Below are 23850 nucleotides of genomic sequence, written 5' to 3'. Positions count from 1 at the left end.
ATCCCATCCCGAACTCAGCAGTGAAATGACCGATCGCCGATGGTAGTGTGGGGTCTCCCCATGTGAGAGTAGGTCATCGCCAGGCACCATTATTTGCCTTGAGTAGGCTCAAGGCTGCAAACCCCGATAGAGCAATCTATCGGGGTTTTTGCTTTGTGGAGAAAGATTGTTACGGTTGGATCAACAGCTTCACGTGCCTGAACAAGGCTGCCGAAGTTGCCACCGGTATGGTTCCAGCCTGTCCAGCATTCGATCGACGGCTTCAAGTGCTCTAATAAGGCGACTGAAGTATCCACCAGTATTACCATCTGCCCAGCATTCTTTGCCCTCATCCCGGCAGGATGGAATGTAGTTCTGGCACATGGTGCTGGGCGTTGTATGAAAAGGGGTGATATCTGTATCTAAATACCCCTCGGGATGAAAAATGCGTCCTTTGTATATTCCCTTCATAGCCACAAAACCTTGGAGGTGTTTATCTCCTGTTACAAGGTCAGGTGGAATATCGTCATGTGAATAACAGGCAATAAAACCATTGACGTCATCTTCGTATACCTGGATGACTGGCATCCTGCCACTACCAATTCGTCTTGTTTTGCCCGTTTTCCATGGTTGAACCGTCTCAGCAAAGCTGAAAAAACTAATGCAGAGTAGTGTTGCAATGAATACTTGCAGGTGCGTTTTTATTGGCATGGGTGTGATCCTCAGTAGGTTCTTCAGAGAGTTTGATGCGAGGACAGTACCTTTTGTTCCCTGCAATGGTGATAACAGATCGGTCAGTGGTGCTAACATAATCATTTCGGTTTGGAGTGAATTGCATAGTTATTGAAAATACGCAGCATACACATAATTTTCTTATGGACAGGCAGCGCATTGATGATAAGAAAAGCCAAACCAGACGATTGCGCCCATATCTACAACACCTGTGTTTTGAACAGGTACGGTTACTTTTGAAGTTAATCCTGTGACTTCTGAACATCCCACACTAACAACGTTTCCAATTCATCAGGTCAGGCTTTGTCTCAAGCACTTGTGGTCCTGGCAGATATTTATAGGTATTGGGTAAAATATGAGCTGGGTGTCACTGGCTGAATCAATGGAATGAAACTGGTTCAAAGCTCTGAGGATTATTGGGGAAGTATGAAGCTTTTCGTAACCGGGTTGCTCTGTTTGACGCTCTCCACCTTGGCGGTTGCAGATACAATGTCGAATGGAATCTTTCAGTTAATCAACCAGCGGTTGAGCTATATGCAGGATGTCGCCTTATTCAAAGCCAGGAACCATCGTGTGGTCGAAGATCTGACCAGAGAACAGCAGGTGCTTGAGAAGGCATTGGTCAATGCGCAGCAGGCAGGTTTGCAACCGGACTCTATTGCTGATTTCTTCCAGGCACAGATGGATGCTGCCAAGGCGATTCAATATCGCTATATGGCTGACTGGTTATCTACACATCCTGAACGTAGTGAATATCGGGATTTAGCTTCTGAGGTCAGGCCAAAGATTTTGGCGCTTGGTGATGAAATTGTGGTGAGAATCAGCGAATACCTGAAAGATGGAGGGGCTTTTGACAATAAACAGCAGAAAGACTTTGTCAGAACAGTGAATACCAGGCATCTATCGGAAAACGATAAAAAGAAAATGTTTGACAGCCTTCAGATGATACGTCTAATTAAAAACTAGTGCTTATCAATAACAAGTTCCGTGTAGCCTGTGGATGGATCAAAAGCTCTTGAGAAGCTCAGCTGTGTATAACTGTGAATAATCACCTCAGCAGTACTATCAACGATATTTCCTTCTAGCAGGTGCCCTCCAAAAACATGCCCTTTGGCATCAGCCACAGCCATGTGGATATGCTGATGGTCCGGTGTCAACGTTCCCATGACAGAGACGATTTCAAAAGGGCCCTCAGTAACTAACGTCGTTTCTGCGCCAGCAAAACGAAGGTTTATTCTGGACAGACTGCCAACACAGGATACCAGTGAACCTGCAGAAATCCGGTGCTTGTTAACCAGTTCCTGCACGGCTATTTTCAGGTCAGCGCCTTGGGTAAGGCGATTGGCTATTACGGAAATACTCATTGCTTTATTATATCCCCCGATCTCCCAATCAGCTTATCTTTCTCAGGATTTATGTAAAGCCCCGTTAAACGGGGCTTTGCTTTATACGCAGGCTTTTATGCAGCCTGTTGAGAGTTCACTTGCATGGGTACATTCAACCTGTTCACCAGGAAGTTCAGCAACACGCCATACATAGGCAGGAAGAACAGCATGCTGATGGCCAGCTTGTAGCCGTAATCCACCAGGGCAATTTCCATCCAGTGTGCCGCCATGAAAGGGTCTGATGAACCGGCAAAGGCCAGACTGAAGAAGCTGAGGGTATCAATCAGGTTGCCAGCAATGGTTGAACAGGCCGGAGCTACCCACCACATGGCATTTTGGCGCAAACGGTTGAAAACGGTGATATCCAGAATCTGGCCAACCAGGTATGCCGCAAAGCTGGCAACGGCAATTCTGGCGACAAAGGCATTAAAGCTGGCCAGGCTTGCCAATCCCTGAAAGGTTCCATCCACGAACATGACTGACACCAGGTAGGAGATCAGCAGGGCCGGGAACATGGCGGTAAATATGATCTTCCGGGCCTGCTCAGACCCGTAGATTCTTACGGTCAGGTCTGTGGCCAGGAAAATAAACGGAAAGGTGAATGCTCCCCAGGTGGTGTGCATACCAAAGAATTGAAACGGTATTTGTACCAGATAGTTACTGGCAGTGATGGTCACGATATGAAATATCGATAATAAAAGCAGAATGTTCAGGCCGCGATTGCTGGTTTGCATAGCAAGTCCTTTTTAGTTGAGGTGAGGGAACTCAGGCGCAGTACCAATTTAGTACGTTAGCACCATTAAAAATGAGCGGTATTCTATCGGGATTTACAACGTTGGACCAAGTGATAATTTTTGCAAGCGTATGATGCTGTTTTGATCAGGGCTGACGATGTATCTGGAGCATTTGTATGCGACCAGTCTCTTTGGTATGGGTTTTATGAATCCATGGGCAGCCTGATAAAACTGTGCTATTTTTTCCAACCACATAATAACAACAATGGAGTAGTATCAATGCTGATCTGGTTAAGGAGAGGCTTTTTTCTCCTTGTATCAATATCCCTGCTGATCATTCTTACGGCGTTTGTTCTTCTTCGCCAAAGTCTCCCCATGCTTGAGGGTGAAGTGGAGGCTCCCTTCCTGAATGCTGCGGTTACGATTGAGCGGGATGCCCAGGGTGTTCCCCTGATATCCGGCAGTGATCGTATGGATGTTGCCTTTGCTACCGGTTATCTCCATGCCCAGGAACGATTTTTTCAGATGGATTTGAATCGGCGCAACTCTGCGGGTGAACTGTCTGAACTGGTGGGTGACCTGGCGCTGGATCACGATAAACGTCAGAGAAAACATCGTTTCCGCAAGGTTGCTCAGCAGGCGGTTGAGATCATGAGTGCTGAGCATCAGGCTCTTTTGAATGCCTATACCGATGGTGTCAATCATGGCCTGAAAGATCTTGGACAGAAGCCTTTTGAATATCTGTTGCTGGGTGTGGAGCCTGAGCTCTGGCAAAACGAAGACTCTTTTCTGTCGATCTTCAGCATGTACATGGATCTCAACGATGATGAAGTAAAACTGGATAACCTGAAAGGCTTCCTCAGTCGTGTAACCGTACCTGCTGTTATCGATTTTCTTTCGCCGCTGAAAACCCGCTGGGACTCACCAATGCAGCCCGGTGAGTTGCCGGATGTGCCAACCCCGGGGGCAGAGCTGGTTGACCTGCGCAGCAAAGAGACAGAGCTATATGCCAATCTGGGTGGAACGACGCTGGAAGACAGTCTTATTGGCAGTAACAACTGGGCGGTATCCGGAGAGTTAACGGACCATGGTGGAGCCATCATTCAGGATGATATGCACTTGAGCCATCGGGTACCCACCATCTGGTATCGGGCTTCTTTGAGTTATCCACACCCGGACCAGCCAGAGGACAGGGTTCGTATTACCGGAGTCACATTACCGGGCACACCGTTTATTGTGGTTGGCAGCAATACCCATATCGCCTGGGGCTTTACCAATACCGCTGGTGACTGGGTCGATCTGGTGGAGCTGGATATTGATGATGGCCAGTACATGACCAATGATGGCCCGAAACCCCTTGAACGCTGGACTGAAACCATCCATATCAAAGACCAGGAGCCGGTTGTCGTTGACTATTCAGGCACCCACTGGGGGCCGGTGGTTGATTCGGCCTATGACGATACGCAATATGCCCTGCGCTGGACTGCCCACCGTCCGCAGGCGACCAATGTTAATCTGGTAAGCCTGGAAGTTGCCCGCAATGCAGAACAGGGAATGGCCATTGCCAACCGCAGCGGAATTCCACCCCAGAACTTTACGGTGGGTGACCGTGAAGGCAATATTGGCTGGACCGTTGCCGGACAGATTCCAAACCGTTCCGTTATCGATTCCACTTACCCACTGCCCTGGCAGCAGGCTGATGATAACTGGGGTGGCTGGCTTCCGGATGTGCATTATCCCCGCGTATATAACCCTGCGGATCAACGAGTCTGGACTGCCAATGCCCGTATCGTAAGCGGAGCAGACTACGACAAGATGGGCAACGGAGGTTATGCCCTCGGACCTCGGCAGATACAGATTCGTGATGCGCTGATGGCACTTGAGCGTGCTGATGAACAGGCTTTGCTGGAGATTGCCCTGGATCATCGTGCTCTCTATATGGATAACTGGCGGCGACTGTTGCTGGATACACTCACTGAAGACGTGATGGCGGGGAACCTTTCCCGACAGACGTTTTATCGTTATGTGAACAACTGGTCTGGCAAGGCTGCCACTGACGACGTTGGTTACCGTTTGGTCCGTGAGTATAAAGATGCGCTTAAACTGAAGATCATGTCATCACTGGGGCGCTACTTTCTGTCCCTCTCTCCAGAAGCCAAAGAGGATGTAGAAGATGGCTTTATGCAGAAGTTAAACCATGAAAGCGAGATGATATGGCGTCTTCTGGAAGAACGTCCGCTACATTGGCTGAGTCCTCAGTACGAAAATTGGGATGAGTTGCTGATCGAAACCGTGGATCAGGTGGTGAGTGATCTGGGAGGCGTAGATCAGCTGGGCAATGCCACCTGGGGACAGAGAAATACCGCTGATATCCGCCACCCTTTGAGTGGTGCCATTCCTGTCTTTGGCAGACTGCTGGAGATGCCCGCCGTACCTCTCTCTGGCGATGTCTGGATGCCCAGGGCCCAGCGTGCCGATCAAGGGGTATCTGAGCGGCTGGTGGTGTCTCCCGGGCGTGAAGATGAAGCAATATTTCACATGCCGGGTGGTCAGAGTGGTCACCCGCTCTCTCCTTTCTTTAGCGCAGGTTATATGGACTGGGTGGAAGGGAAGGCCAGTCCGTTCTTACCGGGTGATGCAAAATATACCCTGACCCTGACGCCTTAAATAACCTTAAGTTTGTCCTGATAACGGTCTTCCCTATGAAGTGAAAGACCCATCAGGGCAAAGCTGGCAAATTAGATGGATGTCAATTTTGCTGAGGGAAAAATGAAGAGAGGGTAGCACCGCCACAGTGTGGCGGTGCTGATGTATCAGTCTTTTATCATCAGTTGCTGGCGATCACCTGCTCCCGGGGAGCATAGGTTTTCTGAACATACTCTTCGATCAGTTTCTTATAGTCTTCAGCGATGTTCTCACCTTTCAATGTGGTGAATTTCTCGCCATCAACAAATACCGGGGCTGAAGGTGCCTCACCGGTACCGGGCAGACTGATACCAATGTTGGCATGCTTGCTTTCCCCCGGACCATTAACCACACAGCCCATCACGGCAACTTTCATATTCTCCACACCGACATACTGGTGGCGCCAGTTCACCATTTTACTGCGCAGGAAACCGTCCACTTCATCGGTCAGAACCCGGAAGAACGTACTGGTGGTACGACCACAGCCAGGACAGGCAGTCACTTCCGGAGCAAAACTGCGAACGTCCAGGGCCTGAAGGATCTGCTGGGAGACAATGACTTCTTTATCGCGGGAGGCTCCGGGCTCTGGCGTCAGGGAAGTGCGGATAGTGTTGCCAATACCATGCTGCAGAAGAATGCCCATGGCGACACTGGATGCCACAATGCCCTTGCTGCCCATCCCGGCTTCGGTCAACCCAAGGTGCAGGGCGTACTCACAGCGATCAGCCAGCATCTGGTAGACGCTGATCAGATCCTGTACCCGGGAGACTTTACAGGAGATAACGATTTTGTTGGCACCGAGACCACGCTTAACCGCAGCATCGGCACTGGTCAGGGAAGACAGGACCAATGCTTCATGGAGGATTTCCTGGGAAGACTTCGGGTTGGCGGATCGGGCATTTTCATCCATCAGCTGGGTAGAAAGCTCTTTGTCGAGGCTGCCCCAGTTAACGCCGATGCGTACTGGTTTATCGTATTTGATGGCAACATCAATCATGGCATTAAAGCGGTCATCCTTCTTATCGCCAAAGCCGACATTACCGGGGTTAATTCTGTACTTGTGCAGCAGCCTGGCGGTTTCATCGTACTTGGTCAGCAGGAGGTGACCGTTGTAATGGAAGTCCCCGACAATGGGTACATTGCAGTTGTGTTTGGCCAGCCCTTCGTAGATTGCCGGAATAGCGGCCGCTGCTTCCTCTGAATTCACCGTTACGCGAACAATTTCAGAGCCTGCATCCGCCAGCAGGCGAATCTGGTCAATGGTTTTCTGGACATCCGCAGTATCGGTGTCCGTCATTGACTGAACCACAATGGGAGCATCACCGCCAATGGTGACGTGTCCAACCTGAACAGCATGGGTTTTATGACGCCTGTCCATAAACGTTGTTCTCCAAATAATAAAAATTAGAACTAATCAGTGTATCAGAACCTGAAGACTTTTCCTGAGAGGAAAACCGAAGCACCCTGTCATGGTTGCCCTTGCTCTCTCTGGGCAATAATCCTGGACTCCTGCAGGTTAAGACTGAGGGAGGCCATCTCCTGAGATGAGAGCATACGTGCAGGCTGGTCTTCCAGCAGACTGTAAATCACGCGATAAGCCATAACATTCTGGACGTACTTACGAGTTTCATCGTAGGGAATGGTCTCAATCCAGATGTCCAGTGGCAGATGCCCTCTCTGCTTCAGCCAGCGTTTCACCGGAGTACTCCCGGCATTGTAAGCCGCTGTTGCCAGAATTCGGCTGTCTTCAAACCGTTTGGACAACCAGGCAAGGTGAGTAGTTCCAAGGGCGATGTTAATTTCTGGTTTAAACAGTTCTGACTTCTTTCTATAGGGTATTCCGGCCTGTTTAGCCGCCTGTTTCGCGGTTGTCGGCATCAACTGCATTAACCCCATGGCACCAGCGCTGGAGCGCGCCATGGGATGGAACGCACTTTCCTGGCGGGCAATGGCCAGAACCCACGGATAATCCAGTTTACGTTTTTCTGCCTGCGCACTGAAAATATCAGCGTCCGGTGTCGGAAAGCGGAGGCTAAGGTCGTCCCAGAGCGTTGCCCGGGCAGCCGCCATAATCGCCTGATGGTGCCATTCCCATTGATGGGCGAGATAGGGAATTAACTGTTGCTGGGTTTTATCCAGACTCGGGGTTATCCGGTTCAGCTCCATCTGGGCGTTATAAAAGCGCTTATGGTGCAGCCACTCACGAATACGTTTAAAGCCCGGGTAATATTGCTTGAGTCTGTGCAGATCCTGCTGGTGAATGGCTTTTTGCTGGTGGTTCAGTTGAAAGGGTTGTCCTTTAAGATCTGCCACCAGAAAAGCGTAAAAGTTCCGTTCCTGGCCCAGTGCGCTCAGTGTCGGTGTTTGCAACAGCGTGGGTTTGCTCGGCAGAGGCATCCCGACCAGCTGATAGCTTGCCTCCTGAAACTTGAGCAGGGCGACTTCGTTCCAATAGCGCCAGCGGCTGCTGTTTCTGATAGCCGCTGGCAGATGCTCTAACAGTATCAGGACTCTTTCCCAGTCCTGGTCAGCCAGCGCCAGTCTGATTCGCCACTCGGTGACCTTTTGATAATGAAAATCGGGATCAATGCTGGCAATAATTTCTTCGGCGTTGTCCACAAAGTTCTTGGCCGCTTTCATGGCGATCCGCTGGTCGACAGCGGATCGCTGCTTCGGGGAAAAAGGATAGCGGTTGCGCATTGTCAGCCAGGTGCTGACGGCAAGGTCCAGATCTTTGGTAATCAGTTTTTTGATGCCATGAAGCATAATGATCCGCTGATGTTCCAGGTCACCATTAAAGCGGGCGGTATGAAGCAGTTCAGGATGTTTGTTGACTTCCCAGAACAGCTCTGTCGATACCTTGAAAGACGTATCTTTAATGGACTTATTCAGGTAGCGGGCAAGGGACAGGTTGTTTTGCTCGGCAGCCATCCAAAAGCGGGCAATAATCAGGCTTTGAGTGAGTTCGCCAGAGGCTTTCCAGCTGTCGAATAACGGATCGCAGGCCTTGTGTTGTGACTGGCCTTTCAGCCAGAGACTTTTTGCCTCCAGCCAGGCCTGTTCGGTCTGCCCCAGTGCGTGCAGGGCTACGCCTTTCAGGCACTGATAGCGGCCGCCATCATCCTGCTGATAGGCAGCAAGATAGGATTGCCAGCGCTGGTTACTGGCCAGATGCCTCAGCCATTTGTACTGGAGCTGGCTGGTTTGCGGTAAATCGGGGTATTGGCTGGCAAACTGGTCAATATCGCTCTGGTTGATGCGATCAAGATCGTTGGTGAGGCTGAGGTACTCAAGGTAGGGAGCCAGAGGGTAATCACTGAGTTCTGATCGATAACTCTCGTAAAGTTTATGGTCCCCTGTCTTCAGTGCTTTTTCAACGCGCGTGAACAGCATCTGCTGCCGTTCTGACTCGTTAGCCAGGCTGTATGTGGGGAGCAGAAGTGATGTGGCCAATGAAAAAAAGAGTAAGCAATGAGATAACTTGTTCAACATAACAAAAGCTTCAATCTCTATGATCCCTGTTAGTGACTGCGTAAAACGTCCTGTTTTACTGTTGGTGTGATAAAAGCGCTGGCCGTGAGTCGCTCACCCTGCGAAAGCATTGACGAAAGTTTGGTGAAGCTCTCATGGCAACTCATCATACATTGTTATATTTTGTCAGCCTGTAACAGTCAATCGGCAGATTGATAACAGGGTGTAGCGCTTGCGCGTAAAGTAGAGCTTTCCCGCCGCATGGGATGTTTTTTATCATCTTTACTATTGACAGAAATATTCTAAAAAGATGCATGAGGTGCAGTGATTATGGCAAAAGAGACGACTGTACGGGCACGAATTGATGAGTCATTAAAGCAGGAGGCCGAAGACATTCTGCGCCAACTCGGGCTGACCACTTCCCAGGCCATTAATCTCTATTTCAGTCAGATTGTGTTGCAGCGAGGTATGCCTTTTGACGTTCGTCTGCCAGAAGAGGCCGAAAGCAAATAATGATTCGTTTGTGTTCTATCGATGAGCTTCAGGATCCCGGTAGCAAAGGCTTCCGTAATGAGCGTGGCCATATCTTTGCCGTACGCAAAGGTGATCAGGTATACGTCTACGAAAACAGTTGCCCGCATTTTGGGATTAATCTTGAATGGCAGCCGGACCAGTTTCTGGATTCAGAGAAACGGCTGATTCAGTGCGCTACCCACGGTGCCCAGTTTCTGATTGAGACGGGGGAGTGTATTGCCGGGCCTTGTCCGGGGGATATGCTGACTGCCCTGGAGTGTGAAGTCATTGAGGGTGTTGTCTACCTGAAATAATACCCACATTTCTACAGGTCCTGCCCGCCCCCTGCTACCCGTCAAGCAGGAACTGCTTATCCTTCTGCGGGCAGCAGGCGGTACAAACTGCTGGATAATCCCACGCCACCTGAGTTGAAGATCGGCAGCTACTCTTTCCAATTGTATTTGGTTATCTGCGCAATCTTCCTAAACGAACCGGGACCTGTTTGCTCTACCGTCTTTTCAATAATTTCAGCCTTATGCAGATAGGGTTTACATTGCGGCATGCTCATTTCTCCTTGGTTCTTAAAGAATTCTACATGACATTCTGCTTCGGACTTATAAATCATTAACTCTTTTGGAAGATCAGCCCAGGGTTGTAAATAACTGTATGCAAGAACGCCAGCGTTCGTTGCCAGTGTCGCCAGTGTTCTGGTCGATATGTTTCTGCCTTCCCGGATGCATTGCAACAGACTTAAGCCGGTACCCACGGTACCAGAAAGAGCCATAACAGCCCGGGTTCGCCACTTGGTCAGATTGGAAGAGTGAGCTAAACCAGTATTGAGACTGACGGCAGCTGTCAGACCAATCCCTGCCAAACCAGTTGCCATATTACCAATATTCATGGTGACTCCAATTTCTGTTAAAAGTACCTGTATGGACACTTGAATATAGTGAAAGGTTCATTGACCCAAATGTTTTGCATCAATGCTCCTGATCAATTATCTATCACCCTCTCTGTGTCACACTGATGGAAAATGATTAGAAGAGATGGACCATGAATTTAGACCACAACCTGCTGGTTTCTGATGTCATGCGCAACAGTGTTGCCGGACAGATCGAAGCGCAGCAAAGTGACCAGAATGTGGTGGGCCTGCTAACCAGTGACAGCATTTAAAACATTATGGATAAAATTGACCGCAACATATTACGGGAGTTGCAGGAGGATACGACTCCCTCGTTGGCTGAGCTGGCTGAAAAAGATATTCAGTCATTTGATTGCTTCTATAAGGCGCTGGTCAACACCGTGGAGGGATTGACCGATGTAACCTCCAGTTTTGCCATGGAACAGATGAAGTTCACCACTGCGCTTCCTCTGTGAAGGGAGCAGTAAGGCCCCCACCATTACAATCTTCGCAGAGATCAGAACCGGCAGGCGTTCACAGAGACGAGTTTACCAATCTCTAATACAGCATCGTCATAATGCAGGTTTGAATCATAAATCATGTTATCCAGTTGTACACGGTAATAGCCGTTGCTCTGCTTAAAGAGACGGCAATGTGGCTGTTTCAAATCACTGGCTACATTGACCCTCAGGTTGTAATAGCCCCGACCAAAAAGTTCAACGAAGCTAATGAATCTGTTGTCCCCGGGCTTGAGCTGGATGGTATAGGTGGAATGGGCCACGGAATCTTCATAGCTGGGCGGTAAATCATTATGGTAAGCAGGTGCAGCAAGTTCAAAAGCCCCGGCTGACAGTACAGTAGTACAAAGTATCAGGGAAGATAGCCTGAACAGTAAGTGGATGAGTTTCATGGAATCAGTCCTTGTAAATTATTCAAATAGTAAGAATTAAAGGGTTTTCTCTAACTTCAGACTGATAAATTGGAAAATAGTTCCTCATTGAGACATAAAGAGAATGTATGCAAAACCGAAATAGTTTTCCGAGCCATTCAGGTTCTTAATATCAGTAATTTAATCAATAGGTTATAGCATCCTACACCCTGGCCCTGTGATGAAGGGCCGGGTCAGGACTTTTTAAGCTGTGCCCATGGACATCAAAATGTACAGGAGTTCACCGATACGAGTTTGCCAATCAGTAAAATGGCATCATCGTAACTGAGATTGGACTGATAAATGGTGTTGTCCAGTAATACCCGATAATTATCATCGTAGTCATGCTGCCTTAACAGGCGGCAATGAGGGATTCGTTCAGCTATGTCGTTATGGTAAAACGGATACCGCCTGGTTGGCTTGGTTCTATTAACCCTGTTAGTAGTAGCCACTTTGATTCTTATCGACGTATAGCCCTCACTGGAAAGACGAAAGATTTCACTCATATTGATTTCCCGGTCATCACCCGGTTTCAGGTGAATCGTATAGGTAGTGGCATCTTCATAGCTTGGCGGCATATCCAGATACTGGGCGGCGATTGAGAGCTGTGCAATTGAACACAGTGATAGCGTCACTATAAATGTCAGTAAACGTTTCATGGGTAGCAGACCATTTATTAAATGAGATTGAATCAGCGGCCACCACAGCCGGGAATAGAATCCCGTATCACAGTTCAATTGACTTTTTATGCTGCAGCAGGAACGCCGTTAGAAAAGTAGACCATATGGGGAGGATTTGTTTATTTGTTTCGGTTGATAGGTTTCCCAGGTTGATTGTCAGTATAACTTGCTGCCTTGTAAGGGCAGCGGGACGAGGGACGAGCTATATTAAGGAATTTTGTTAATCGGATATAGCCGTGAATTCGTCACTGTCTGTAAATGCCCTGACCAGGCGATCGATGAATGGAGGTGGCAAGCGATCTCCTGATTCTCCAGTTTATTCATCCATTCGAGCTGTCGCAGTTCGCAAGCATTTCTCCGGTTGTGCTAATGAGTCGCCCAAAAAAGACATTGATCTACCCCTGTTGGGCAAGAGGAAGGTTGATACTGCAGAGAGTAGCCTGTCTGAGAAGCTGGGTGCCATTCCTGTTATCCGGGTGGGGCTTGCGGAGAGTCCCGGCCAGGGAGACCATACGGCTGCCTTCAGTATCATCGAAGGGCTGGCTCACCTTGGTTTCAAAGGCAGGGTTGAGCTGGTTCTGAAATTTAATGGGGAGGATGATTGGCAGCGGATGAAGGATAAGCTCCGGTTATTCATGCCAGAATTTAACCCCGGGAATGATGGCGTACAGACTTTGCATTATTCTGGCCTGGTGTGTGAGTGTATTCCTTTTAAACAGTTGGCGGATCATTGCACTATTAACCAAAGACCTTTGGAGCAACCCCTTGGTTTCTGGGCCATGAACGGTAACCGCTCATGGTTGGTGTCAAAAGTGGCGATTGTTATCCCGCCCTTCAAATGGAGCAACACGACGCCCAGAATCGAGCGGTGCAATGGCATGCATCAGAACCTGGACCTTCCGGCGCTGGCAAACTATCAGACCGCTTATTTACTGCAAAAACCTGATATCCCGGCGCTAATGAAGGGCGACTCAAGAGCCGTCAGCCTGATAAAAATCCTGAGAGAGACGGAAGCCGGTAGAATTCATTTGCTGCCCCTTTATGGTATTCACCATCATGCCCTGGAGCCTGCCCATGACGTGATTATCAGAAGATTGCTGTCAGGGGTCGTGAAAAGTCATACATCAGAGTTGGAGAAAACGGTGGTTTTGGTATTGAGTCCACTGGCAAGCCTTGAACGGCTCCGGGTACTACAAAAATCGTTGCAGGTGCCATTTTATGATTTGCAGAACAGGGAATGGGAGAACTCGGTTCATGAACCTGTCGAGCTTCTGTATTGTGGCCCGGTACCCAAACCATTATTTGAATGGATCAGCTGTGTTGATCGCCCCCTGATTCAGGAAGGGGCTAACAGCGCTACGTTTATGAATCTGCTGGGCAAGGCTTATCTGCCTTTGCGGCCAGATGGCGATACCCCGCTGCCCGAGCTGCCTGGCTCACCTCCAGCCAAACAGCAGTACACCCCTGCCATGCATACCCCTGTTGCCAGTGTTGAGCGAGCAAGAATTGAGCAGCTTGGCAGAGGCCTCACCCATGATTTGCAGGCATACAACTACTATTCTGTGGCGCTGGACCTGTGTAAAAAGCTAAGGCCATTGTTATCCCCGATAGCAACTCAGGATTTGGTGTCCGGGTTTGCAGGCATGGTTGGTGCCAATCACTTTGCTGAATCACACTTTCGTCCATCTCTCCTGGAAGCGATCACCTATAGCAGTGGGTTATTGAGCGAAGACCAGCAGGAATGGCTGTCACGCCTCTCTCTGGCCAATAGCCTGTTACCCGGGACGATTCCTGAAGCCCTTAAGGTAAAACTCATAGGGTGTGGCAAAGCGTTACGAAGAAACCATGTGAATTTAGAAAAGCTGATTGCTTATCGTACTTCAGGTTTAAATATGCCCAACCTCAGATCACAGCTTGCCCCCCTGTCTTTCAGACGTTTTGACGTTTTCAGGGCAACGACTGTGGAGTGTCCTGTGAGTACGGAAGATGCTGGACGCGATGTAGACGTGAATGAATTGGTTGGTGATATTTGTGATAATTTTTCACTCTTGATTCCCACTTTATTTCATATCCTCAGGGCGGATTTTTCCGATGATGCCCTACTGGCGTCATTGTTCAGGGATGGGGACGGTCAGCAAAGTCTGCTGGATAAAATTATTGGGCAATTGTTTTATGGGAACATGACTTATGATGCAGAGATAAGATCGCTTCTTGAGCCAAAGGCAGGCAGTCCTGATGATGACCTGGCGTTGTTTTTGCGCGGTGAGTTTGGAGGGACTTTCTTCCAACAGGTGCGTGAGCTGATGATGGAATCCAAAAATAATGCAATTTATTGCGGCCTGGCCAAGTTGACCGGAAAAGACTGGAATCTGATATTATCCGAAGGTATTTCTACAAATTCAGTCAGTTCTGATCAACTTTAGATGTTGATTTAATAAAGAACCACTGATTGCTTTTCGTAATTTTTTTATGTTCTCTTTTAACTGCTTATGCATCAGCGGATACTTCCTCATCGGGCTCCTGAACTTTAACCGCAGCGGGAAGTTCCAGAAACAAATTTTTGTATTCCTTATGATTTTTAATCTGATTTAATAATTATCCAGAGAATTAGACTCTTAAAATCGAGAATGGTTCAATGAAACCAATAAAGACCAAGGTCAAGCAGTCTTTGCTGATTGGGCAGGATAAAGCGATGGATCTTGCCAGGTCAGCAGCCAGTTCCCTGGAAAATGGCGTCGACCGGCTGCTTAACCGGCGAATGACACTGGGAGTGACCGGCTTCAGTGGCAGTGGCAAAACCACCCTGATCACCAGTCTTATTCATCAGTTACAGCACTATCCTGATGCCCTTCTGGCTGCCTTCCCCCCGGTGCTTCAGGATCGCTTATTGGGGGTAAAACTGTCCGCTCTGAATGGTGTCACACTGTTTCCTTACCAGCGGGGTATTGACGCGTTATCAAGAGGGCGGTGGCCGGAAGCTACAAGGGATGAGTCTGGCTGCCTGCTGGAGATCAAGTTCCGTCAGCCACCCGGGTTATTGCGTCGGGGAAAACCGGGGATCAGTCGTCTTTATCTGGAGATTCGTGACTATCCGGGGGAGTGGCTGCTGGATCTGCCGCTACTGGCCATGGATTACCGTGCCTGGTGTGGGCAATGTCACGCCCTTTTTGACAGTGCCGTACGCCGGTCTATTGGCCGGAGTTTTATCGAAAAGCTGAAGTCCATTAATCCTCTGGAGACCATTTCCGAGCTGGAACTGCAAGTACTGTGGCAGGAACAACTGACCTTTCTCAAGGCTTGTCAGCAGGCGGGCTTGACCATGATTCAACCCGGACGCTGGCTGCATGCCGCACCTTCAGGTGACGAGAGTAAACTGCCGTTTATCCCCCTGCTTGCCATCACTGGTTGTTCAGAAGATCAGTTGGAGGAAGCGGTGGAGGACTCTTTATTCAAAGTGTGTGAAAGGCATTATCAGCGTTACCTGGAAACCCGGGTCAAACCCTTCTATCAAAATACTTTTCAGAAGGTGGATCGACAGCTGGTGCTGGTGGATGTGCTCAAGTCGTTGAACCGTGGCCAGGAAGCGTTTGATGATCTTCGCTTCTCGTTGACTCAGGTACTGCAAAGTTTCGATTATGGGCGCAACAGCCTGCTCAGACGATTAATTCAGCCACGTATTGACCGGGTCGTTTTTGCCGCCAGTAAAATTGATCAGGTGCTGCCTGACCAGCATGAAGCCGTGAGAGGGCTGACGGCAAACCTGGTTCAGGAGGCCAGGCGCAGAGCGGCGTTTAATGCGACGGATGTCCGCTGTGAAGCGGTTGCCGCCGTTCGCTCAACGACATATGTCGATTACCAGGGGCACCAGTCTCTGCAGGGGATGACGGAGCAGGGGCCGGGAGTGCTGCTGCACCCGGATATTCCGGAACAGATTCCGACACTGGATGACTGGCAGGCTCTGGGCCAGTGGCAATTGCGCCGGTTGATGCCGCCCGGTGGGCTGCAGCTGGTCGCAGGTGGCCGATTACCCCATATCCGTCTGGATAGCATTCTTAATGATCTGCTGGGAGACCGGTTTTCATGACCCGACATCACGATCCGTACTTTATCCCTCTGGAACCAGAGCAACCCCTGGAGACTCCGGAGTCCATCAGTGATGGTTTCCGGGATCCGGTGTTGCAGGGACCCGAACTGGCGGCCAAACCACTGCGCTTTATCCGGTCGGCATGTTACGGGCTGCTGACCCTGCTGTTGATATTGGTGCTTTGGCAAACGGTGGAACTGGGCCTTTTTCTCTATCAACTGCATTGGTCTTTGGCCTTAGTGTTTGCCTTGCTTTTTCTGGCCCTGGCGGTCACTGTCGTTAAAGCCGTGGTGGAGTTTTTCCTGTATCAACGGGACTTTCGACAGATCACCGAACTACAGGCGCAGGCTGCACAGTTTCGAGACCAGAGAACGACCGTATTAACCAGCCAGTGGACCGGGCAGTTGAGTAAGCTCTATCAGGGTAAGCCCCAGCAGATGCTGCTGGAACAAGTGTTGTCCGAGATGCCGGATTACAGTGATGACAGCGAGCTGCTGGCTTACCTGGATAGCCATTTTTTCCAGACCCTGGACCAGCGGGCACTTGCCTGTATTTCACAACATAGCCAGCAAGTTGCGTTGATGGTGGCTCTCAGCCCATTTGCTGCCGTTGATATGCTGCTGTCGGTCTGGCGCAGTATCCGGATGCTCGATGAGATCTGTCAGGTATACGGTGTCAGGCCTTCATTGCCTGCCCGTAGCCACCTGTTAACCATGGTTCTGGAACAGATGGCGCTGGCTGGTGCGACAGAACTGCTGTCTGATCAGCTATCAGACTTTACTTCCAACCGGTTGCTGGGCGTGGTCAGCTCCCAGGCCGCCAGCGGGGTTGGTGTCGGTATTTATTCCGCCCGCATGGGGCTCAGGGCCATGGCGCTCTGTCGTCCAATTCCTTATGCTGATGGTCAGAAACCCGGCATTGGTCGTTTAGCCAGAAGTATTCTCGCTGCCATGGACGCCCGGTTTCGGACTATGGCAGATCCCGGAAAAAAAGCAGAATAGTCTTAATTCCCGCCTCATTGAAGGAGCACCAGCAGCGACAGGTTGCTCCTTAATCGCTATTCCCATTGACGTTGGCATTTTCACTGAGAAACTGACTCTGATTAGTGGACTCTTACCGTCTAATAAAGAATAAAAAGCAATCAAAACTATGGATAAATACAATCAAAGGGTATTATTTATTCAATATAATGATTTCGATAAACACATAAAGAGCTGTTAGTTATTAATTGATAGGATGCTGCCCTTTACTGGCATTTCCGGGGGAGTCTCAAAAGGCATGGGCCGACCAGCAACAGCAAAGATAAACCTTGATGCACTGCGTCATAATTATCGTATTATCCAACAACTGTCTGCCAGGGGCACTGGTAATGGTCAGGTGATGGCGGTGGTCAAGGCGGACGCCTATGGCCATGGTGCAACAGCCTGTGCAACCGCGCTGGCGGATATTGCCAGCGGGTTTGCCGTTGCCTTTATTGAGGAAGCCCTGGAACTTCGTGCTGCTGGCATCAAACAACCCATACTGCTGCTGGAAGGCTTCTTTGAACCTGCAGAACTGGAAATGATTGACCAGTATCGTCTGGATACGGTGATCCATCATCAGTATCAGATTGATGCATTAGTCGCCCACCGTCCCAAACATCCGGTAAGGCTGTGGCTGAAGATGGATTCCGGTATGGGGCGGGTCGGTTTTGCCCCTGATGAGTACCGCAAAGTCTGGGAGCAACTCAATGATCTTCCTTTTGTCAAAGACATTGTGTTGATGAGTCACTTTGCCTGTGCTGACGAGCCGGACAGTGATCATGCACAACAGCAGCTGACAACGTTCAATACTTATACCCATGGCCTGCCTGGTGAGCGCAGTTTCTGTAACTCTGCCGGGCTGGTTGCCCTGAAAGAAGTGCAGAGCGAATGGAATCGTCCTGGTCTGCTGCTGTATGGGGTCTCTCCATTTGCTCAAATTCATGATATCCAGCAAACAATAAAACCGGTGATGGAGCTGAGTTCAGCCATCATCAGCATCAAAACCATTCCTGCCGGGAGTTCCGTGGGGTATGGCAGTCAGTGGATTGCCCGTAGAACCACCCGGATCGGTGTGGTGGCTATCGGCTATGCAGATGGTTACCCCCGCCATGCCGCCAATGGCACACCGGTGTATATTAATGGCTGCCGTGTACCGCTGGTGGGCAGAGTATCCATGGACATGCTGACGGTGGACTTAACCGATTTGCCCGATGTGCAGATAGGGGACCGTGCCATCCTGTGGGGAGATGACTTGCCCATTAATGAGGTGGCAATGGGTGCAGGTACTATTCCTTATCAGCTGCTTTGTAATTTGAACCGTGTTCCTGTGCTATATCACGGCATTCTCATCCCTGAGCAACTGGATTTTGATCAAATGGAGATCTGATACCAATGCTATTTGCAAATTTCTGAAGCGGAACTTTTTCCCAAACCTATGTTCTGAAGGAAGGGAAAAAAGTAAAGGCATAACCATGAACGCTGCAAATGCTATTGTTGATCGTTTTGTCAGTTTTTCCGATTATCAAAGGTCAAGCGAATTTGTAAATCATCCAACAGCCAATATATTCAGTCCGTTACGAAAGGTAAGTTCAGAGCCTGCAAGAAATAATTATTTACCATTGAGTCACGACTTAAAATTTGAAATTGCCAGATATCTTAATTTGAAGGACTTTATCGCCTTTAGCTCAATCAATGTTGATAATTATTTTTCGCTTAGATCGGACGACCTTCTGGTAAGAAGAGTTCTTGAAAATGAACCGCTGGTAGTATTGTTTGAAAGGCTCAATGATTTGAAACAAAAAGCACGACAATATCCCTTCGAAATTAATGGGCCAATTGAATTGAATGAGAATTATGACGCAATAATACCGCCTGTGGCCATATCTCCCGGGCCTGCACGACTTCTCTTAAAGAAGGATCCTGTAAACTATAAATATCAATCAGCTAATTTTGTTAAATTATTTCAATGTCTATGTACGCTTGCCAATGATGATTCAACGGATGTCTTTTTTAGAGCACATATTTGTTCGTTAACGATAGATATTAATAACAGAATGAGTTTAAAATGCGGTAAAAATACTGAAGGTACTTCACTTCTTGCGTTATATTTTATAGGGATTGCATCACAAGTAAACCAACTGATAAGTATTGAAGAAAAAGATAAGAAGCTACATACATTAGCCAATATGATTGAAAGCAATGAACTTATAAGATGGAAGCTAAGTAAAGTTTATTATTTTAAATCAGTATTAAAAAATAAAAACGAGTTCGATTGGGACAAGTTTATTGATTCTCTGCGACTAAAGAAGAATAAAAAACTGGAATTTTTCGATCTTTAGGCTGTCCACGATCTACTTTTCATGGTATCCAGCAAAAAATAAAACCGGTGATGAAGTGGGGGTTTGACTCAGGATTTTCATTGATCAATCCAAAGCGGAACTTTTTCCCAATCTGATGATCAAATCGATATGGAATTGCAGAAATGTAGGCATAATGATGAATTCTGAAAATGCCATTGTTGATAGTTTTGCTAATATTTCTGATTATCATAGGTCAAGTGAATTTGTAAAAAATCCAACAGCTAATATATTCACCCCGTTACGAAAGGTGACTTCAGAGCCTGCAGAAAATAATTATTTTCCATTATTCCAGGAATTAAGATTTAAAATTACCCAACACCTTAATTTGAAGGACTTTCTCGCCTTTAGCTCAATTAATGTGGATAATTACCTTTCTCTTAGATCGGACGATCTTTTAGTAAAAATGGCTTTTAAAAATAAACTAAAAGTAAGAATGCTTGAAAGGCTTGAGGATTTAAAAAAAAGAGCAGAAAAATACCCTTTTGATATTGATGAAGAAATTAAAACGGATCAGTCTCTGAATGTAATTATACCGTCTATTGCCCTATCTCCCGGTCCGGCAAGACTTATCATGAATGATATTTTTGGCATTAATGACTATCAACCATACGATTTTGTTAAATTATTTCAACAACTATGCATGCTCGCCAAGGGTGATTCATCGGTAACTGAGCACAAACGACCGGAAGATTCTACAGATGATCCTCTGCAGCCTGATAGAATTGCTGAAATGACGACAGAAATTGAGGTTTTGTCAGTCAACAATGAGCAGTTAGATTCTACATGCAATCCTCTACAGCCCGGTGAAATTGCTGAAGTGATGACAGAAACTGAGGTTTTACCAGTCAAAAATGTGCAGTTAGATCCAGCGGATGTCTTGTTTACAGCACATATTTGTTCATTAACGATAGATATTAATAACAGAATGAGTTTAAAAGGTGAGAAATATGCCACAACATTTGCTTTGTCTTTTTTAAACATTGCATTACAGGTTAAGCAAGTAATAAAAACTGAAGATAAAACTGAAAAGGTGGATTCATTAGCCAATATGATTGAAAATAATAGAATTCACCTGGGCAGAATGAGAAAGGCACATTTTAATAAAGCATTAATTAAAGATGAGTTCGATTGGGACACATTTATTAATGGTCTGACTAAATAGTGAACCAATTCGGAACTTTTCGATCTAAAGGCTGTCCACGCTCTGCTTTTTGCAAAAAGTCAGATGACCAATGCTCAAGACTGGCTATGCCTGTCACGGGAACTTACTGGTGAAATCACGAGGTGACCGGTCAGTGAACGGTGTTTCCGGAGGTATCGTATATCCACAGGCTGCTCAACCCAACGGGGCCAATGAAGCTGCGGCTACCCTGGCTGTGAGAGTGTCTGCATTTGGACGGCGTTGTTGTCTGAATTCTACTGTCGGGTTATTGGGTGGGTATGTTCTGCTGGTTGGCGGTGGTGTGGGCGGTGGTTTTCTCTATTCCCACTCCCGGGGGCTGAAGGTGAATGAGGTTGATACACAAGTTAATGTCACCTACGGTGCCCTGACCGGTTTAATGGTATATGCCGCAGGGGTGTGTTGTGCATTTGCCTGTAAAAAGGCTATCGGTGCAAGGGCTGTTGAGTTGGTTCAGGAACCTTTACCGATGACGGATCAAAATGGCTCACACAGCCGCTAAACCCGGATATTTCAAAAACATAGTTGAGATATGAAGACACCATCCTGGAGTCGCGTGAGAGAAAATGCCTGCTAATTTTGGAACTATATTACCGATTTTCAGTCTAATTCGATTATTGGATCTACAGTTGCTTTTATTTGATTGCACAAATAAATATCAATTACACGATAATTTAAGGAGACTGAAATGGATGATGCCATTGGAAAATTCTGTGGTCAGGTAGTGATGTACGGTTCTCTTGAGCTGAAGAAATGTGGAATCAATGAAGAATTGAAACAAGCGGTCTTTGGGCGAGCGGTTCGTAAAACTGATAATGATTGCCTGCTTAAACAACTGGAAAAGTATCCATCCCTTAGGCATATAGTTGGCAAAAACTTTGTCACACATAAGGATGTGTCACAACATTGTACCAATCTGGTTAATGGGACTGAACAAGCATTGCCTGGCAGGGTAACACTGGTTACTTGTAATGATGGATTATTGACATGGGTAAAGCGTAAAGATGAACTTATGCCCTATGGGATAGTGAACTCTGTGGACGTGAACATGCAATTTCATACAGGTATTGCAAAGGTTATCAAAGAAAAGTTTGGTGGCAACAATAGTAACTATGTTCAGGTGTCTCAGCAGCCCGGGAATCGTATCACTCACGGTGAATGTTTTACTTATGACTGTATTCGTGGTGACAAACCATCTGATATCAATAATTGTCGGGCAGTTCACAATGTGTTGGTTCTTTTAGCAAATGATGAGAAGTTTGCAGAAAAGCTTGAAAAAACGTTTTTTGAGTTATTTAAAGCGGCTGAAACCAATCAACTACGTCGGATTTACTGCCCTCTGCTCAGTTGTGGTCTTGCGGGTGGCACAGGAGAAGATTTGGCAGAAGCGATTTCGAAAGCCAAGAAACAATTTGAATCAACAGGCAGGCAAGCACCACAACTGGTTCTGGTGGGCAGGTCTTCTGAAGACAGTGACCGGACAGCATGCCAAGACTTTGCAAGTCACTGGAATATGCTGGCTCAACTTAATTCCGCAACACGTTCACCGGTTCGCCGTGTAACAACGCCCCCTGCAATGAGCAGCCCCGGGGCTGTGGCCACGGCAATTAACACGACAGCAAGCACAGGCCGTGCTGACAAGGCATCGACAGAGCTGCTTCCCAGACAGCTGGAAATAGCAATGCACCCTGATTATGGCATGTTTGGTTGTGCCAGAGAGCTCTCAAAACAAGGAAAACCATTCGATCTGGTCAATGCTGCAAATAGTCAAATGCAACATCGTGGGGGTATCGCAGGACAATTTGCCAGTGATCTTGGCGCTCAATTTAACCACGATACCAGTATTCATAAGGTTGGAACTGGCGAGTGTTATACCACCGGGCCCTATGGATATGCCACTGATTCCACCCGTGGTTTGCGCCATTGCCAGCATATTCATAACGTGGTTGCCCCAAATAGGAAAGATTATGATTTGAGTGTTAACCGTTCTGGTGCAGGGGTAATAAAGTATCAGCAGGATTTCACCAATGCTTTTGTTTCACTGCTCCTTGGAGCCAGCCAAAAAGGCAGCAATACCATTGTCAGTTGTTTTATAGGCTGTGCAATTTTTGGTGGCAGTGGTGAGGATATGGCCCAGGCGCTCTATGCGGCTTATAAGAATCCTCGTATACAGAAGTTATCCAAAGTACCCAAGTTAATACTCGTGGGTTGGGATAATAAAAGTAATAAGGATAAGGAAGTACACGACGAGTTTATTCGAGTTTTCAAGAGCCTGAACGCGGCTAATCCGGTACATTTACCCTCGGGGATAACACCTGTCGGTATCCACCCGGCAGGTGTTTCAGGCACTATGCTTGCTGTAGGACATGGTGCAATCCCTAAGAAAACTGCCTCTTATTTCCAGACAGCCCAATCGGGAACTGCCAGATCTGAATCAGCAGTGCCCTCCAGGTCAAGGCCTCAATCCCGGGTTTCAACGCCAGCCGATTCGCCCATACCAAAAAACTTTGCCAGGCTGTTTAGTAATCCAGGTGGGGTACTTGGCTTTGCCCGGAAACACTATGGCGATAGTGATCCATTCTCACTGGTAAATGCCGTGCGGAGGTTTGGTAATGTGCTGAATACTGATGTGGCGCTTCATGGGGGTGATAGAGGGGGGTATATCGAGCACATGACCAAGGGCGGCGGTCAGGCTACCTTCATGCGCGAGGGATACTATCAATGTCAGGCATGGCGATATAAAGAGACTGACGGCTTTAAAGGCTGCGAGAAAATTCATTCGGTGTTCTTTCCAAAAATAACGGATATAAGTGGGTTTTCGCAGCAGCTGGTAACGTTAATCACCAACGCTGCTCGGGAAGAAAGGCTGGTGTTCCCACTGCATGAGCTTGGAGGGGCTACAGATAGTGAACTCAAAGCTGTACTGAAGCAGGTTTATTTAGATCCTCAGGTATTAACGATGGCCAGGCAAGGGGAGCTGCCAAAACTCTATTTTGTCCGTAAAGACGGAGCATAGTCGATGCCCGGTGATGCTTTTGCACAAACGACAACGGGTTCGGACATAAGCCATTCAGGGGACGGACGCTCCTCGCCGCACGAGCTTGATCCAGACTGAGGTCGCAGGCTTTTGGAGTGAGGACGTCAAGCAGAAATGCACGTCGTGACAATCCCGGAGCATACGGGTCTGGTAAAAGTC

General features: G+C 47.9%; 21 protein-coding genes and 1 rRNA gene. 14 read left to right on the top strand and 8 right to left on the bottom strand.

Going from position 1 to position 23850, the window contains the following annotated elements:
• Positions 1-85 (top strand): 5S ribosomal RNA (gene rrf, locus ACO6VE_RS17425); the annotation flags it as partial.
• A 104-nt stretch (positions 86-189) separates the two neighbouring features.
• Here the strand turns inward: rrf and ACO6VE_RS17420 are convergent.
• Positions 190-789 carry a hypothetical protein gene (locus tag ACO6VE_RS17420; RefSeq protein ID WP_422444084.1) on the bottom strand — a complete coding sequence of 200 codons (600 nt, stop codon included), beginning with the start codon at positions 787-789 and terminating at the stop codon, positions 190-192.
• A gap of 348 nt (positions 790-1137) precedes the next feature.
• Here ACO6VE_RS17420 and ACO6VE_RS17415 point away from each other — a divergent pair, with 348 nt between their 5' ends.
• Entirely contained in the window at positions 1138-1677 is a 540-nt protein-coding gene (locus ACO6VE_RS17415) for a chorismate mutase (RefSeq protein ID WP_422462532.1), read from the top strand.
• Here ACO6VE_RS17415 and ACO6VE_RS17410 read toward each other — a convergent pair.
• Positions 1674-2075: a PPC domain-containing DNA-binding protein gene (locus tag ACO6VE_RS17410; protein ID WP_422462530.1), complete on the bottom strand. Its 402-nt coding sequence runs from the start codon at positions 2073-2075 to the stop codon at positions 1674-1676. The two genes, ACO6VE_RS17415 and ACO6VE_RS17410, sit on opposite strands and share 4 nt — an antisense overlap.
• Before the next feature lie 95 nt (positions 2076-2170).
• Complete coding sequence (locus ACO6VE_RS17405) at positions 2171-2830, bottom strand: 7-cyano-7-deazaguanine/7-aminomethyl-7-deazaguanine transporter (RefSeq protein ID WP_422462528.1); 660 nt, start codon at positions 2828-2830, stop codon at positions 2171-2173.
• A 279-nt stretch (positions 2831-3109) separates the two neighbouring features.
• Here ACO6VE_RS17405 and ACO6VE_RS17400 point away from each other — a divergent pair, with 279 nt between their 5' ends.
• Complete coding sequence (locus ACO6VE_RS17400) at positions 3110-5497, top strand: penicillin acylase family protein (RefSeq protein ID WP_422462526.1); 2388 nt, start codon at positions 3110-3112, stop codon at positions 5495-5497.
• A 160-nt stretch (positions 5498-5657) separates the two neighbouring features.
• Here the strand turns inward: ACO6VE_RS17400 and ispG are convergent, their stop codons facing one another.
• A complete protein-coding gene (gene ispG / locus ACO6VE_RS17395) occupies positions 5658-6893 on the bottom strand; it encodes a flavodoxin-dependent (E)-4-hydroxy-3-methylbut-2-enyl-diphosphate synthase (RefSeq protein WP_101748237.1) in 1236 nt (411 codons plus the stop codon).
• Between the two features lie 89 nt (positions 6894-6982).
• The gene (locus ACO6VE_RS17390; RefSeq protein ID WP_422444074.1) at positions 6983-8908 is read right to left on the bottom strand and encodes a transglycosylase SLT domain-containing protein; all 1926 of its coding nucleotides are present in this window, start codon (positions 8906-8908) and stop codon (positions 6983-6985) included.
• Between the two features lie 408 nt (positions 8909-9316).
• On the opposite strand from ACO6VE_RS17390, the gene ACO6VE_RS17385 reads away from it, so the two are divergent.
• Complete coding sequence (locus ACO6VE_RS17385; RefSeq protein ID WP_101748239.1) at positions 9317-9499, top strand: type II toxin-antitoxin system RelB/DinJ family antitoxin; 183 nt, start codon at positions 9317-9319, stop codon at positions 9497-9499.
• The gene (locus tag ACO6VE_RS17380) at positions 9499-9813 is read left to right on the top strand and encodes a Rieske (2Fe-2S) protein (RefSeq protein WP_422462524.1); all 315 of its coding nucleotides are present in this window, start codon (positions 9499-9501) and stop codon (positions 9811-9813) included. Before ACO6VE_RS17385 ends, ACO6VE_RS17380 begins: the two co-directional genes overlap by 1 nt.
• Positions 9814-9941: 128 nt before the next feature.
• On the opposite strand, the gene ACO6VE_RS17375 is transcribed toward ACO6VE_RS17380, so the two are convergent.
• Positions 9942-10400 carry a hypothetical protein gene (locus ACO6VE_RS17375; RefSeq protein ID WP_422462522.1) on the bottom strand — a complete coding sequence of 153 codons (459 nt, stop codon included), beginning with the start codon at positions 10398-10400 and terminating at the stop codon, positions 9942-9944.
• 278 nt (positions 10401-10678) lie between these two features.
• Here ACO6VE_RS17375 and ACO6VE_RS17370 point away from each other — a divergent pair, with 278 nt between their 5' ends.
• Positions 10679-10876: an AsnC family protein gene (locus ACO6VE_RS17370; protein WP_422444064.1), complete on the top strand. Its 198-nt coding sequence runs from the start codon at positions 10679-10681 to the stop codon at positions 10874-10876.
• Positions 10877-10917: 41 nt separating this feature from the next.
• On the opposite strand, the gene ACO6VE_RS17365 is transcribed toward ACO6VE_RS17370, so the two are convergent.
• Both ACO6VE_RS17365 and ACO6VE_RS17360 read right to left on the bottom strand, forming a co-directional pair.
• On the bottom strand, positions 10918-11310 hold the full coding sequence (locus ACO6VE_RS17365) for a hypothetical protein (protein ID WP_422444062.1): 393 nt from the start codon (positions 11308-11310) through the stop codon (positions 10918-10920).
• Positions 11311-11552: 242 nt separating this feature from the next.
• Positions 11553-11987 carry a hypothetical protein gene (locus ACO6VE_RS17360; RefSeq protein ID WP_163372013.1) on the bottom strand — a complete coding sequence of 145 codons (435 nt, stop codon included), beginning with the start codon at positions 11985-11987 and terminating at the stop codon, positions 11553-11555.
• Positions 11988-12244: 257 nt separating this feature from the next.
• Between ACO6VE_RS17360 and ACO6VE_RS17355 the strand changes: the two genes are divergently transcribed.
• From ACO6VE_RS17355 to ACO6VE_RS17320, 8 genes are all read left to right on the top strand, one after another.
• Positions 12245-14431, top strand: a complete 2187-nt coding sequence (locus ACO6VE_RS17355; RefSeq protein ID WP_422444060.1) for a hypothetical protein — start codon at positions 12245-12247, stop codon at positions 14429-14431.
• A 212-nt stretch (positions 14432-14643) separates the two neighbouring features.
• Positions 14644-16092: a YcjX family protein gene (locus ACO6VE_RS17350; RefSeq protein ID WP_422444058.1), complete on the top strand. Its 1449-nt coding sequence runs from the start codon at positions 14644-14646 to the stop codon at positions 16090-16092.
• A complete protein-coding gene (locus ACO6VE_RS17345) occupies positions 16089-17093 on the top strand; it encodes a TIGR01620 family protein (RefSeq protein WP_422444056.1) in 1005 nt (334 codons plus the stop codon). The genes ACO6VE_RS17350 and ACO6VE_RS17345 overlap by 4 nt, the downstream gene beginning before the upstream one ends.
• A gap of 277 nt (positions 17094-17370) precedes the next feature.
• Complete coding sequence (gene alr / locus ACO6VE_RS17340; protein ID WP_422444054.1) at positions 17371-18501, top strand: alanine racemase; 1131 nt, start codon at positions 17371-17373, stop codon at positions 18499-18501.
• A gap of 85 nt (positions 18502-18586) precedes the next feature.
• Positions 18587-19453 (top strand): hypothetical protein, encoded by an 867-nt coding sequence (locus ACO6VE_RS17335; protein WP_422444052.1) that lies wholly within the window; start codon positions 18587-18589, stop codon positions 19451-19453.
• A gap of 154 nt (positions 19454-19607) precedes the next feature.
• On the top strand, positions 19608-20636 hold the full coding sequence (locus tag ACO6VE_RS17330; RefSeq protein ID WP_422444050.1) for a hypothetical protein: 1029 nt from the start codon (positions 19608-19610) through the stop codon (positions 20634-20636).
• A 109-nt stretch (positions 20637-20745) separates the two neighbouring features.
• The gene (locus tag ACO6VE_RS17325) at positions 20746-21156 is read left to right on the top strand and encodes a hypothetical protein (protein WP_422444048.1); all 411 of its coding nucleotides are present in this window, start codon (positions 20746-20748) and stop codon (positions 21154-21156) included.
• Positions 21157-21342: 186 nt separating this feature from the next.
• Positions 21343-23670, top strand: coding sequence for a macro domain-containing protein (locus ACO6VE_RS17320; protein WP_422444046.1), 2328 nt, complete (start codon positions 21343-21345; stop codon positions 23668-23670).
• Positions 23671-23850 lie beyond the last annotated feature (180 nt).

The sequence above is a fragment of the Endozoicomonas sp. ALB115 genome, from assembly GCF_049310245.1.
Lineage (GTDB): Bacteria > Pseudomonadota > Gammaproteobacteria > Pseudomonadales > Endozoicomonadaceae > Endozoicomonas.
This window is presented reverse-complemented; position numbering and strand designations above follow the sequence as displayed.

Bases quoted from the DNA above. Each gene is read 5' to 3' on its own strand.
- ACO6VE_RS17420 (WP_422444084.1), bottom strand. From the start codon at position 789: ATGTTAGCACCACTGACCGATCTGTTATCACCATTGCAGGGAACAAAA.
- ACO6VE_RS17415 (WP_422462532.1), top strand. From the start codon at position 1,138: ATGAAGCTTTTCGTAACCGGGTTGCTCTGTTTGACGCTCTCCACCTTG.
- ACO6VE_RS17410 (WP_422462530.1), bottom strand. From the start codon at position 2,075: ATGAGTATTTCCGTAATAGCCAATCGCCTTACCCAAGGCGCTGACCTG.
- ACO6VE_RS17405 (WP_422462528.1), bottom strand. From the start codon at position 2,830: ATGCAAACCAGCAATCGCGGCCTGAACATTCTGCTTTTATTATCGATA.
- ACO6VE_RS17400 (WP_422462526.1), top strand. From the start codon at position 3,110: ATGCTGATCTGGTTAAGGAGAGGCTTTTTTCTCCTTGTATCAATATCC.
- ispG (WP_101748237.1), bottom strand. From the start codon at position 6,893: ATGGACAGGCGTCATAAAACCCATGCTGTTCAGGTTGGACACGTCACC.
- ACO6VE_RS17390 (WP_422444074.1), bottom strand. From the start codon at position 8,908: ATGCTGTTCACGCGCGTTGAAAAAGCACTGAAGACAGGGGACCATAAA.
- ACO6VE_RS17385 (WP_101748239.1), top strand. From the start codon at position 9,317: ATGGCAAAAGAGACGACTGTACGGGCACGAATTGATGAGTCATTAAAG.
- ACO6VE_RS17380 (WP_422462524.1), top strand. From the start codon at position 9,499: ATGATTCGTTTGTGTTCTATCGATGAGCTTCAGGATCCCGGTAGCAAA.
- ACO6VE_RS17375 (WP_422462522.1), bottom strand. From the start codon at position 10,400: ATGAATATTGGTAATATGGCAACTGGTTTGGCAGGGATTGGTCTGACA.
- ACO6VE_RS17370 (WP_422444064.1), top strand. From the start codon at position 10,679: ATGGATAAAATTGACCGCAACATATTACGGGAGTTGCAGGAGGATACG.
- ACO6VE_RS17365 (WP_422444062.1), bottom strand. From the start codon at position 11,310: ATGAAACTCATCCACTTACTGTTCAGGCTATCTTCCCTGATACTTTGT.
- ACO6VE_RS17360 (WP_163372013.1), bottom strand. From the start codon at position 11,987: ATGAAACGTTTACTGACATTTATAGTGACGCTATCACTGTGTTCAATT.
- ACO6VE_RS17350 (WP_422444058.1), top strand. From the start codon at position 14,644: ATGAAACCAATAAAGACCAAGGTCAAGCAGTCTTTGCTGATTGGGCAG.
- ACO6VE_RS17345 (WP_422444056.1), top strand. From the start codon at position 16,089: ATGACCCGACATCACGATCCGTACTTTATCCCTCTGGAACCAGAGCAA.
- alr (WP_422444054.1), top strand. From the start codon at position 17,371: ATGGGCCGACCAGCAACAGCAAAGATAAACCTTGATGCACTGCGTCAT.
- ACO6VE_RS17335 (WP_422444052.1), top strand. From the start codon at position 18,587: ATGAACGCTGCAAATGCTATTGTTGATCGTTTTGTCAGTTTTTCCGAT.
- ACO6VE_RS17330 (WP_422444050.1), top strand. From the start codon at position 19,608: ATGATGAATTCTGAAAATGCCATTGTTGATAGTTTTGCTAATATTTCT.
- ACO6VE_RS17320 (WP_422444046.1), top strand. From the start codon at position 21,343: ATGGATGATGCCATTGGAAAATTCTGTGGTCAGGTAGTGATGTACGGT.